General features: G+C 37.8%; 11 protein-coding genes, 1 tRNA gene and 1 other RNA gene. 10 read left to right on the top strand and 3 right to left on the bottom strand.

What is annotated here, in order from left to right; all coding sequences use genetic code 11:
* Positions 1-19: 19 nt before the first annotated feature.
* The gene (locus EV07_RS06385) at positions 20-1,276 is read right to left on the bottom strand and encodes an amidohydrolase family protein (RefSeq protein WP_036918566.1); all 1,257 of its coding nucleotides are present in this window, start codon (positions 1,274-1,276) and stop codon (positions 20-22) included.
* A gap of 41 nt (positions 1,277-1,317) precedes the next feature.
* On the opposite strand from EV07_RS06385, the gene EV07_RS06380 reads away from it, so the two are divergent.
* From EV07_RS06380 to ftsZ, 6 genes are all read left to right on the top strand, one after another.
* Positions 1,318-1,390 (top strand) — tRNA-His (locus EV07_RS06380).
* A gap of 100 nt (positions 1,391-1,490) precedes the next feature.
* Positions 1,491-2,891, top strand: coding sequence for a tRNA (N6-isopentenyl adenosine(37)-C2)-methylthiotransferase MiaB (miaB, locus tag EV07_RS06375; protein ID WP_036918564.1), 1,401 nt, complete (start codon positions 1,491-1,493; stop codon positions 2,889-2,891).
* A 35-nt stretch (positions 2,892-2,926) separates the two neighbouring features.
* A complete protein-coding gene (locus tag EV07_RS06370; protein ID WP_036918561.1) occupies positions 2,927-3,988 on the top strand; it encodes a D-alanine--D-alanine ligase family protein in 1,062 nt (353 codons plus the stop codon).
* A 40-nt stretch (positions 3,989-4,028) separates the two neighbouring features.
* Positions 4,029-4,439 (top strand): hypothetical protein, encoded by a 411-nt coding sequence (locus EV07_RS06365; RefSeq protein WP_036918560.1) that lies wholly within the window; start codon positions 4,029-4,031, stop codon positions 4,437-4,439.
* Positions 4,436-5,206, top strand: a complete 771-nt coding sequence (locus tag EV07_RS06360; protein WP_036918558.1) for a cell division protein FtsQ/DivIB — start codon at positions 4,436-4,438, stop codon at positions 5,204-5,206. The genes EV07_RS06365 and EV07_RS06360 overlap by 4 nt, the downstream gene beginning before the upstream one ends.
* 176 nt (positions 5,207-5,382) lie before the next feature.
* Entirely contained in the window at positions 5,383-6,504 is a 1,122-nt protein-coding gene (gene ftsZ, locus EV07_RS06355) for a cell division protein FtsZ (protein ID WP_036918556.1), read from the top strand.
* A gap of 17 nt (positions 6,505-6,521) precedes the next feature.
* Here the strand turns inward: ftsZ and ffs are convergent.
* An RNA gene (gene ffs, locus EV07_RS09420) (signal recognition particle sRNA small type) lies at positions 6,522-6,618 on the bottom strand.
* A gap of 42 nt (positions 6,619-6,660) precedes the next feature.
* Here ffs and panB point away from each other — a divergent pair.
* On the top strand, positions 6,661-7,434 hold the full coding sequence (gene panB / locus EV07_RS06350) for a 3-methyl-2-oxobutanoate hydroxymethyltransferase (RefSeq protein WP_036918553.1): 774 nt from the start codon (positions 6,661-6,663) through the stop codon (positions 7,432-7,434).
* On the opposite strand, the gene hemW is transcribed toward panB, so the two are convergent.
* Positions 7,388-8,653, bottom strand: a complete 1,266-nt coding sequence (gene hemW, locus EV07_RS06345; RefSeq protein WP_036918551.1) for a radical SAM family heme chaperone HemW — start codon at positions 8,651-8,653, stop codon at positions 7,388-7,390. The two genes, panB and hemW, sit on opposite strands and share 47 nt — an antisense overlap.
* A gap of 107 nt (positions 8,654-8,760) precedes the next feature.
* Here hemW and EV07_RS06340 point away from each other — a divergent pair, with 107 nt between their 5' ends.
* Genes EV07_RS06340 through EV07_RS06330 form a run of 3 tightly spaced genes read left to right on the top strand, consistent with a single transcriptional unit; the run spans position 8,761 to position 11,239 of the window.
* Positions 8,761-9,870, top strand: a complete 1,110-nt coding sequence (locus tag EV07_RS06340; protein ID WP_036918549.1) for a PIN/TRAM domain-containing protein — start codon at positions 8,761-8,763, stop codon at positions 9,868-9,870.
* 38 nt (positions 9,871-9,908) lie between these two features.
* Positions 9,909-10,580 (top strand): ATP-dependent Clp protease proteolytic subunit, encoded by a 672-nt coding sequence (locus EV07_RS06335; RefSeq protein ID WP_036918547.1) that lies wholly within the window; start codon positions 9,909-9,911, stop codon positions 10,578-10,580.
* A gap of 56 nt (positions 10,581-10,636) precedes the next feature.
* Positions 10,637-11,239 (top strand): ATP-dependent Clp protease proteolytic subunit, encoded by a 603-nt coding sequence (locus EV07_RS06330; protein ID WP_036918545.1) that lies wholly within the window; start codon positions 10,637-10,639, stop codon positions 11,237-11,239.
* Positions 11,240-11,376 lie beyond the last annotated feature (137 nt).

The raw sequence follows: 11,376 nt of genomic DNA, 5'->3' as shown, positions 1-11,376 counted from the left end.
GCAGCTAATAAATAAATTTTCATTCAATCCAGTTCCCCTGAATCATTATTTTCCTCTCAGGGGGATTGGCCATTGCTCCAGACCAAGAATCTGCTTTTAATAAAACAAAGTCTGCAGGACTTCCAATTTGAAAACGCCCATCCCACTCAAGATTCATGATCTGTGATGCCCCTGTTGTGTATGTCGCTAATCCTAGTCTTTCCCATGGAGCAATTTGAGCTATAGGTAATGAAGCACCCATTAAAGCAATTGGATCAAAATCACCAATTGGGTTCCATGGGTCTTGTACATTGTCTCCGCCAATAGCAACAGTCACACCTGCATTTTGCAGTTGACTTATTGGTGCTAAAGGTCGCTTTGTAGGAGTCTTTCGTTCGTAGCGAGAAAGCAACCAGAAATTTGTAAGAGGAAGTGCAATTACGCTTATTTTTTGATTGGCTATCCTCTGTGCGACTCTTTCCAAAGTTTGATTTGGAAGAAATCCTAAGCTACTTAAATGGCTACATGTTATTGGCACATCTATTTTCACTTGATCGAGGACATCAAGTAATTCACAGATGCCACATGCTGGTTGCATATCGGACTCATCAATATGTAAGTCAATGGCACATCCCAAATTATTTGCTAAAGCCAAAAAGTTAAACAATAAATTACGGAGTTGTCTATTTTTATAAGGAGGAACAATTACTCCACCAAGCAACCCTCCTTCATCGGCTACTTTGCGAGCCAAATCCTTCCCTTCTGAAGTAAGCCAATAATCTAATGGGACCAAAGCAACAAGTTGCAATTCGATTAAAGGCTTCCACTCGTCTTTGATTTCTAATAAGACTTCCCAAGATTTGTCGCCTATCTCCCCAACGCTATCAACATGACTTCGCATAGCTCTTACTCCATTTTGCAATGCTAATTGCAAAGATCTATTGGCTCTAGTGCGTACTTTCTTTTTTGTTCGATCTTTGTGTTCTTCAAGGTTTGCTTTCATTGCACCTTGATATGTTCCAGATAAATTGGGAAAATCTTTCCATGTAAATGCTTTGTCTATGTGAGCATGTGGCTCTATAAGCCTAGGGAGTAACAAAGGCATATTAGATTGGCTTGTTTTCTCAATAGAAGTTATTTCTCGAATACGTCCAAGTTCCAGATCGATTTTTATAGGACAAAGTCCTTCGTTAGTTGTTTGGATATTAGAAAGATCCCTAATACTGGCAATCAAGCTCTGAGGGACAAGTGCTTCAAGAAAATTATTATTAGAAGATGTCTGTTTTTGCGCAAACATTTATATGAAGCAGAGAGAATTGGTTAGTTTGTATATATGCGGCGGGCGTCGCCAAGTGGTTAAGGCAGCGGCTTGTGGCGCCGCTATTCGGGGGTTCGAATCCCCTCGCTCGCCCTTATTTAATAGAATCTTATGAAAGATTACAAATAAAAGTAAATCTTATGGAGAAAATTAAGAAAGCATCTTATCCAACCTTCAGGCAGCTTCTATCATTGTGATATCAACAAAGTTACTACCTATTAATAGTGAGTTGAGAACCTCTGGAAATAATAGAGGGAGTTATTGGATTACAACATTCGGATGTCAGATGAATAAAGCTGATTCTCAGAGAATGGCTGGGATCTTAGAAGATATGGGCTATCAGTTAGCAGATAATGAATTGAATGCAGATCTTGTTTTATACAACACATGCACTATTAGGGATAATGCAGAACAAAAAGTTTATAGTTACTTGGGAAGGCAAGCTTTACGTAAAAAAAATACTCCTAATCTAAAACTAATAGTTGCAGGTTGTGTAGCTCAGCAAGAAGGGGAGTCTCTTTTAAGAAGAGTCCCTGAGCTTGATCTTGTGATGGGACCTCAACATGCAAATAGACTGGAAACATTGCTTTCACAAGTTGATAATGGGCAACAAGTTGTAGCCACGGAGGAATATCAAATACTTGAAGATGTTGCGACGGCAAGGCGAGATAGCGATATATGCGGTTGGGTTAATGTCATATACGGTTGTAATGAAAGGTGTACCTACTGCGTTGTTCCTTCGGTTAGAGGCCGAGAGCAATCAAGAGAGCCAGGAGCTATAAAATTCGAAATAGAAAGTCTAGCTAGTAGAGGTTTTAAAGAAATTACTTTGCTTGGACAAAATATAGACGCTTATGGTCGAGATTTGCCGGGCATTTCCTCGTCAGGCAGGAGGGAAAATACCTTGACTGATCTTCTTTACTATATTCATGATGTTCAAGGGATTGAACGCATTAGATTTGCGACTAGTCACCCTCGTTATTTCACAACTAGATTGATTGAAGCTTGTGCAGAATTGCCAAAAGTTTGCGAACATTTTCATATCCCTTTCCAAAGTGGTAATAATGAAGTTCTTAAGAGGATGAGTAGAGGATATACGATTGAAAAATATAAAAAAATAATTGATAAGATAAGAGATCTCATGCCATATGCATCTATTAGTGCTGATGTAATAGTTGCTTTCCCTGGGGAGAAAGAAGAACAATTTAATCAAACACTTGATATTATTAAAGAGATTGAGTTTGATCAAGTTAATACTGCTGCATATTCACCAAGGCCTAATACTCCAGCAGCTACATGGCCTGATCAGTTAGATGAAAAGATAAAAATAGAACGATTGAAAAAGATCAATCATCTAGTTGAAGAAACAGCAAAAAATAGAAACAACCGCTATAAAAATAAAGTAGAAGAAATTCTTGCTGAGGCTATTAACCCTAAGGATAAGGATCAACTAATGGGTAGAACTAGGACTAATAGATTAACTTTTTTTGGAAAAAAAGGGCCTAATAACTTTTTATATAGACCAGGCGATCTTGTTAAAGTGAAAATAAATGAAATACGATCATTCTCATTAAGCGGGATTCCTTTAGAATGAAAAAGAAAATAGAAAAAATAGTGACTTGATTTTATATGGAAAGTGAGATCACATCAGTAGGAATAGTTTTTGGAGGGGTGTCTGGAGAACATAACGTCTCAATTAAATCTGCAAAAACTATTGTTAATGCATTGAGAGATGAATCTAATAGAAATAAGTTTGAAGTGATAGTTTTATATATTGATGAGGATGGCAGATGGCTTCCTAGTTCTATATCAGAAGAGGTTTTGAGAAAAGGCTCTATTGACATAAGTACTAAGGAAAAACTTGAAATGATTCCTATTGGTTTAACCGAGTTGCCTGTAGAGACTCAAAGGATACAAGTGTGGTTCCCAGTCCTTCATGGGCCTAATGGGGAAGATGGCACTATTCAGGGTTTCTTCAAACTTACAAGAAAACCATTTGTAGGTAGTGGGGTCTTAGCTTCTGCTTTGGGAATGGATAAGATTGCTATGAAAGCAGCCTTTGCTAAAGAAGGGTTGCCACAAGTTAGATACTGCACAGCCAATGCGATTGATCTGTTATCGGAAAACAACCTAAGTTTATTGATCCAAAAGATAGAATCTGAATTGGGATATCCATGTTTTATAAAACCAGCAAATCTTGGATCTTCAGTAGGGGTAAGTAAGGCATATAACAAAAATGAACTTTTGAAAGGGTTGAAATTTGCAGCTCAATTTGATCGAAGAATAGTTATAGAAGAAAGTCTTAATGCAAGGGAACTTGAGTGTGCTGTCCTAGGGAAGAGGAAGATTGCAGCATCGTGTGTTGGAGAAATAAAGCTCAATTCAGATTGGTATGACTATGAAACAAAGTATTCTGCAAACACTGCTGAGATCATGATTCCAGCTTTAATACCACAAGACATTTCAGATAAAGTTCGTAATTTATCTCTTTTAGCCTGTAAAGCAATTTCAGCAGAGGGTATTGCAAGAGTAGATTTTTTTTATCAAGAGAATAAACAATCTATTTTAATTAATGAAATCAACACCCTTCCTGGATTCACCTCCCAAAGTATGTACCCGATGCTTTGGGGTGCTTCTGGAATTAATCTTTCACAACTTGTGGCAAGGTTGGTGGAAAACGCTAAAGATTAAATTAGTTTGATTTCAATATTGTTTAAATTGCTTTAAAAATATGATGCATGGTTTGTTATGGCTCCCTTTGCTTTTGGTTTTTGTCCTTCTGACAGCACTTGGCTGGTTAGAGCGAAGAAGACAAACCCTTTATCGTTCTTGGGCAGCAGATTCGGAATTAGCAAAGCTTGATGGATCAGGAGCTGCTCGTCTAAGACAAGGAATTCTTAGTTGGAGTAGTTTCGAGGCAGGAAGTTTTAAAGAAAAAGAGACTTTTGAAATTAAATCTCTTGAATTAGTGGAGCTTATGGCTCTTAGCTCTGGGGAAGCACCGTTAACAAATGAGGCTCAAGGTCAATGCCGATTACGTCTCATTGGATGCGGAAAAGAAATAGATGTTCCATTTGCAGATGCTGACCGTGCGCGTGAATGGATGGATCAATTGATGGGAAAAGCACGATGTGATTTATGAAAGTTTCGAAGATCAAAAAAACTTATAAGAACCCTTCTAATTTAAAAATCATAAGAATTTGGCAATTTATTTGTTTCTCTGTAATTGCTTTTCTTCTAAGTAATTTTTTGACTTCTAATGGATGGGAGCCAATCAATAATCAGCAAATTATTATCAAAGGGGCTATTTACACCCCTAGAGAAGTCATTCTTAAGGCTTCAGGGATTAAATTCCCAAAAGCTATTTTAGAAATAAATCCCAAACAACTTGAAAGTAATCTTTTAAGAGAATTACCAATCAAAGCAGTAGCAATTAAAAGGAATATTGCACCTCTCAGTATTGATATAGAAATTCTAGAAAGAGAGCCAATAGCCTTTGCTTTAAGGAAAGGAGTAAATGGACAAGAAAAAGGAATGGTAGATAAAGAAGGCTATTGGATACCTATTTTTGAATTGGGGGAGGGTATGGATCCATTAACGAATATCATTGTTGATGGATGGACTGAAGAGAACAAGGAATTGATTGCATTTATATTGACCAATCACAAGGAATTAAAGGTTCCTCTTAAAAGAATTATCTTTAACTTGAATGGGAATATCAGCCTTCAAACTGAAAAATTTATGTTTGTCCACTTAGGTAACAAATCTGCTTTCCTTAAACAGCAGTTAATTGCCGTAGCTAAACTCGCTAAATCCATACCTAATGAATTAATTAATGGATCAGACGCTATCCTGGACTTAGAAAACCCCTTGAAACCAAAATTATTCTTGCCAAATGAACCAAATTAACCAAAGCAAATTAAATCGAGATGAATGTAGTATTTAGATTCGACTTTGATCAAAAGTCAGTGAATTCTGATTTATCTTCTTAAAGAAAGAAGAGACTTTCTTGAAAAATTGAACAGAATTCCATAAGCAGTTCATAATGCACCAAAAATCATTATTTAAATTCTCTCGATATGGTAATGGGTATGGGAAACAATCAAGGTTCTCCAATTAGGACCGAAAGCATTCAACCGAGTCAAAGTGCCCGAATCGAGGTTATTGGGGTAGGCGGTGGAGGCAGTAATGCTGTTAACAGGATGATTCTTAGTGATCTTCAAGGTGTTTCTTATAGAGTTCTTAATACGGATGCACAAGCTTTGCTTCAATCATCAGCAGAAAACCGTGTTCAGCTTGGACAGACTCTTACCAGGGGATTAGGTGCAGGAGGCAACCCTAGTATTGGCGAAAAGGCTGCAGAAGAATCTAGAGCAGAGCTTCAACAATCATTGGAAGGTGCTGATTTAGTTTTTATAGCTGCTGGAATGGGGGGTGGAACAGGAACTGGTGCTGCTCCAGTAGTTGCTGAAGTCGCCAAACAATGCGGAGCCCTCACAGTTGCAATAGTTACTAAGCCTTTTGGATTTGAAGGTCGTAGAAGAATGCGTCAAGCAGATGAAGGTATAGAAAAACTTACAGAAAATGTAGATACTTTGATTGTCATACCTAATGATCGACTGAAAGACGCAATTTCAGGCGCCCCACTTCAAGAAGCATTTAAAAATGCAGATGATGTCTTGCGAATGGGGGTAAAAGGCATAACAGATATAATCACATGCCCTGGCCTTGTAAACGTAGACTTTGCAGATGTGCGCTCTGTCATGACTGAGGCGGGAACTTCTTTGTTGGGTATAGGAATCGGATCTGGGCGCTCAAGAGCTGCTGAGGCGGCTCAAGCGGCAATTAATAGCCCTTTGTTAGAAGCTGGACGTATAGATGGTGCTAAAGGTTGTGTGGTTAATATTACTGGAGGAAAAGATATGACGTTAGAAGACATGACCTCAGCATCAGAAATTATTTACGATGTAGTAGATCCTGAAGCAAATATTATTGTTGGCGCCGTTATTGATGAAGCTCTAGAAGGTGAAGTTCAAGTAACTGTTATAGCAACTGGATTTAGTGGTAATCAAGCGTATAGGAACCAAAAAGCAGGAGTCAAATTATCACCTCAATCGCTATATCGGCAAAAGATAAATAAGGAGCCAGGAGCAAGCATCCCTGAATTTTTACGACTCAGACAGCTTAGACGCGACCCTGAAAACTAAGCTATCACTTCAGTTTAGGTGACCCGGAATCCACGCCTGCTTCGAGCATCCTTTTTGGCTGCTACCTTCCGGTCCTGACCAGATTTAGGCGTCGAGGCCGCATGGGTCCGAGTCTCCTAAAGTTTAGCAATAGAAATCTCTTAGCAAACAAGCTAAATGCTTCCTAAGGAATTAAGTCGTTTTAAAGATCTCGGAAGACAAATTACTGTGCTTACTGCATGGGATAGTCTTTCTTCAGCAATTGTTGAAGCTGCAGGAGCGGATGTCGTTCTTGTAGGAGACTCACTAGCAATGTTTATTCATGGTCATAGCAGCACATTGCCAGTTACCCTTGAGCAAATGCTTCATCACACTCAAGCAGTAGGCAGAGGGTTTTCTAATCCCAAGAATAAACACCCTCTTGTTATTTGCGATTTGCCTTTTCTGAGTTATCAATGTGGGGAAGACAAGGCTGTAGAAGCAGCTGGTAACTTAATCAAACATTCTTGTGCCGCTGGGGTAAAAGTTGAAGGTGCTGAACCTGAAGTCTTAAAAGTTATTGAAAGACTGATTCGGATGGGCATTCCAGTAATGGGTCATCTTGGCCTAACTCCACAATCAGTTAATAATCTTGGATATCAACGTCAAGCAGAGGACTCATTAGGACAAGAAAAATTGATCAATCAGGCTTCCGAAATTCAAAGGGTTGGATGTTTTGCATTGGTTTTGGAACATGTTCCATCAAAAGTGGCAGGTAAGTTAACTAAAACTTTGAAGATACCTGTAATAGGGATTGGTGCCGGAGCGGAATGTGATGGACAAGTTAGAGTTACTGCCGATTTACTAGGTCTTACAGATAAACAACCACCTTTTGCTAAGCCTTTAATAGAAGCAAGAAAGTTATTTATTGATACCCTTCAAGATTGGGTGCTTCAGCAGAATGAGAATTAGTTAAAGAGTCCAACCACAACAACATATCGACAAGGAACTGATTGCTAAGTTGCATACCATCAGGATCAGTTAGGTGAAATCTGAATCCACGTTGCTTAATCCAACCCATGTTCAAGCCATATTGCCATCTTTGCTTCAATTTACTTATATTGAAGTTTATTTGAGAATTATTATATTCAAATCTTTCTAATAATTCGTACAAATCTATTCCTTCTCTTCGACGTAAACCAACAATTAACAAGTCATCTAAAGGGATGTTTTTGTGCTTATAAATTGTTTTGAATGAGCTTTTATGAACTTTTGACTCTTCAATCTCTAACCATTTTTTATAGGCATTTCTAGTTCTTGGTTTAGATAACCTTTCTCCCCATGGACAAGATGTAGCACCTTGTCCAAAACCCCACCAATTAGCGCCACTCCAATACACTCGATTATGACGAGATGCATGGCCTGGCAATGCAAAGTTTGAGATTTCATAACGAGAGTATCCCGCTTCTTTAAGTTTCATGCTGGTTATTTTGCTTATATCTGAAGCAATTTCATCATTAGGTAAACACAAATCCCCTTTATTCATTTTCCAGGCAAAAACTGTTCCTTCCTCAATAGAAAGATCATATATAGATAAGTGAGGAGGATAAATATCAATAGCTTTTACAAGTTGCTCACTCCATGAGGCAAGATTTTGGTTGGGTAGATTTTGAATAAGATCTAAATTCCAGCTAAATAGTCTTCCTTCCTTGAAACTCTCATTAATCCAATTACATGAGTCAATTAATTGATCGAATGTATGCCTTCTACCTAATTCATAAAGAACATTATTGTCAAAACTTTGTGCGCCTAAACTTACGCGATTGATCCCTGCTGCTATATAGCCTTCTAGGGAAATCTTATCAAAGCTAGCAGGATCTATTTCAAGTGTAATTTCAGCACCATATTGGATCCCAAAATGAAAGCGTAAATGATCTAACAAATCAGCTATTTGAGCAGCACTTAATAGTGAAGGAGTTCCTCCCCCTATATAAACAGTTGACAATGCTCCTGTTTTTGGGGCTAAAGAAATATCCCTGTATAGAAGATTTAAATATCCCTTAATAGAAGAACTGCCTGGACCAGTTTCCCCATCAGCCCTATCGCCTAAAGGGACAACAGCAAAATTACAATAGAAGCATCGTCTATGACAAAAGGGAATATGCAAATAAGCGCTTTGGGAATAATTCACAAATTAACTTATAAATCAATACACAAAGCTATCCATATTCTCCTAAAGCAATAGATTAAATAAGAACAATTCTCCATAAAGCAAAAAGAAGGGCTCAAATTAATTCCATGGTGGAGATCCTCATACTGATTTTATTTTTTATTACTGGATTTGCTAGTGGTTGGATTGGGTCAGACTTGTTCCCTCCAATCATATTAGAGAAATTCCCAGCCATTCATGAATCAAAAATAATAGCAGGATCCTTAACTGGTCTTCTGACTTTTTTAGTAGGAATTTTTTTTCAACAACTAAGAAGAAAACTCACTCAACAAAACAAGACGACGCCAACAGATTTGTTAGTGAGCAGATCGGTTGGCTTAATCCTGGGACTGTTAATAGCAAATTTAGTTTTAGCCCCAATACTTCTTCTCCCCTTGCCCAAAGAAATATTTCTTTTGAAACCTATAATTGCTGTACTTAGTAATATTTTCTTTGGACTACTTGGCTATAACCTTGCGGAAATTCATGGAAGAACATTCCTTCGATTATTAAATCCAAATAGTACAGAAGCGCTTCTTGTTGCAGAAGGACTGTTGACCCCTGCAAGTGCAAAAATTGTTGACACGAGTGTAATTATTGATGGAAGAATAAAAGCTCTTTTGAGTTTTGGCTTGATTGAAGGGAAAATTATAGTTGCACAAACAGTTATAGATGAACTCCAACAATTAGCTGATTCAAGTAATGCTGAGAAAAGGTCAAAAGGAAGAAGAGGACTGAAAATACTTACAGAGCTAAGAGAAAGTTTTAAAAAAAGACTCGTAATTAATAGCACAAAGTATGAAGGTGGAGGAACAGACGATAAACTTTTAAAATTAACTGAAGATATAGATGGAGTTTTGATTACTGCTGATTACAATTTGGCGCAAGTAGCTCAGGTTAAAGAATTAAGTTTTTTAAATCTCAGTGAATTAGTAATAGCACTTCGTCCAGAAGTTCAACCAGGTGAGAAATTATCTTTAAAAATAGTTCGGGAAGGTAAAGAAAACAGTCAAGGAGTTGGATATTTGGATGATGGAACTATGGTGGTAGTTGAAAGTGCAAAAAAATTCTTAGGTCAGAGATTAGATGTAATTGTCACAGGAGCATTACAGACTACGACTGGAAGAATGGTCTTTGGCAAACTTGAGAAAAATCCTCCTACCAACAAATCCGACAAAACGAAAGCTTCTTCTGGCTAGATATAGCTAGGCTCAAGTTCTGGACAAATTAGTTCAATATGACGGTTTCTGCTCCTTATTACGGTGAATCAGCCGTAATGCGTACCCCACCTCCAGATTTGCCATCACTACTACTTAAAGAGAGGATTGTTTATCTTGGCCTCCCTTTGTTTTCAGATGATGATGCTAAAAGGCAACTTGGGATGGATGTTACTGAGTTAATTATTGCTCAACTGTTATTCCTTGAATTTGACAACCCTGAAAAGCCTATTTATTTCTACATAAATTCTACAGGGACCAGTTGGCATACTGGAGATGCAATTGGTTTTGAGACAGAGGCATTTGCTATCTGCGACACAATTAGCTATATCAAGCCCCCTATTCATACGATTTGCATTGGTCAAGCTATGGGAACAGCGGCAGTGATTCTTTCGGCTGGCTCTAAAGGTCAAAGAGCTGCATTGCCTCATGCATCAATAGTTCTTCACCAACCAAGAAGTGGTGCAAGTGGCCAGGCAACTGATATTCAAATTCGTGCTAAGGAAGTTTTGCATAACAAAAAGGAAATGCTTGGAATCCTTGCTAGTAATACTGGAAAAAGTATCGAGCAATTAGATAAGGATTCACAACGACCAAATTATCTCAACCCTCAAGAAGCAGTTGAATATGGCCTTATAGACAAAGTCTTAACTAGCAGAAAGGACTTACCAGATTCCCCTGCAACAATTTAATTTCTCAAACACTTCTAACTTCTAAACCTTTAAAAACATTTTTTTACTTTTTCATCATGCCAATAGGAACTCCAAGCGTGCCCTACCGTCTTCCAGGAAGTCAATACGAGAGATGGGTAGATATTTATACAAGGCTTGCGGTTGAGCGCATTTTATTTCTTGGTTCAGAAGTCAATGATGGGATTGCTAATAATCTTGTTGCACAAATGTTGTATCTAGATTCGGAAGATAGTAGCAAGCCTATTTATTTATACATAAATAGCCCAGGAGGTTCGATTAGTGCTGGAAATGCTATCTATGACACTATGAAATATGTCAAGAGTGATGTAGTTACAATTTGCGTTGGTCTTGCTGCTTCAATGGGCGCATTTTTGTTGTTAGCGGGTACAAAGGGCAAGCGTTTAGCCTTGCCACATAGTCGAATTATGATTCACCAGCCATTAGGTGGAACCAGTCAAAGGCAAGCAAGCGATATAGAAATAGAAGCAAAAGAGATTATTCGTATGAAAGCAGATTTGAACAAAAGGATGGCTGAAATCACTGGCCAATCATTTGAGAAAATCGAAAGGGATACCGATAGAGACTATTTCTTAAGTGCAAAAGAAGCAAAAGAGTATGGACTTATTGATAAAGTGATTGCTCATCCTAGTGAGGCTTAATTATTTTTAAAGAAGGCTTTCAGCTTTCTGAAAATCTTTTAACTATTTGACCACAAACCCTACCTAATTTTAAAAAAGTCTTTTATCAATAGCTTTCTTATTTATAATTTAACTTCTTTAGCTTGGCCCTAAAGGAC

Origin of the sequence: Prochlorococcus sp. MIT 0603 (assembly GCF_000760215.1) — a bacterium.
Classification (GTDB): Bacteria; Cyanobacteriota; Cyanobacteriia; order PCC-6307; family Cyanobiaceae; genus Prochlorococcus_E.
This window is presented reverse-complemented; position numbering and strand designations above follow the sequence as displayed.

Coding starts and splice junctions, on each gene's coding strand:
- EV07_RS06370 (WP_036918561.1), top strand. CDS start 2,927: ATGGAAAGTGAGATCACATCAGTAGGAATAGTTTTTGGAGGGGTGTCT.
- EV07_RS06340 (WP_036918549.1), top strand. CDS start 8,761: ATGGTGGAGATCCTCATACTGATTTTATTTTTTATTACTGGATTTGCT.
- EV07_RS06385 (WP_036918566.1), bottom strand. CDS start 1,276: ATGTTTGCGCAAAAACAGACATCTTCTAATAATAATTTTCTTGAAGCA.
- EV07_RS06360 (WP_036918558.1), top strand. CDS start 4,436: ATGAAAGTTTCGAAGATCAAAAAAACTTATAAGAACCCTTCTAATTTA.
- ftsZ (WP_036918556.1), top strand. CDS start 5,383: ATGGGTATGGGAAACAATCAAGGTTCTCCAATTAGGACCGAAAGCATT.
- EV07_RS06335 (WP_036918547.1), top strand. CDS start 9,909: ATGACGGTTTCTGCTCCTTATTACGGTGAATCAGCCGTAATGCGTACC.
- EV07_RS06330 (WP_036918545.1), top strand. CDS start 10,637: ATGCCAATAGGAACTCCAAGCGTGCCCTACCGTCTTCCAGGAAGTCAA.
- EV07_RS06365 (WP_036918560.1), top strand. CDS start 4,029: ATGATGCATGGTTTGTTATGGCTCCCTTTGCTTTTGGTTTTTGTCCTT.
- panB (WP_036918553.1), top strand. CDS start 6,661: ATGCTTCCTAAGGAATTAAGTCGTTTTAAAGATCTCGGAAGACAAATT.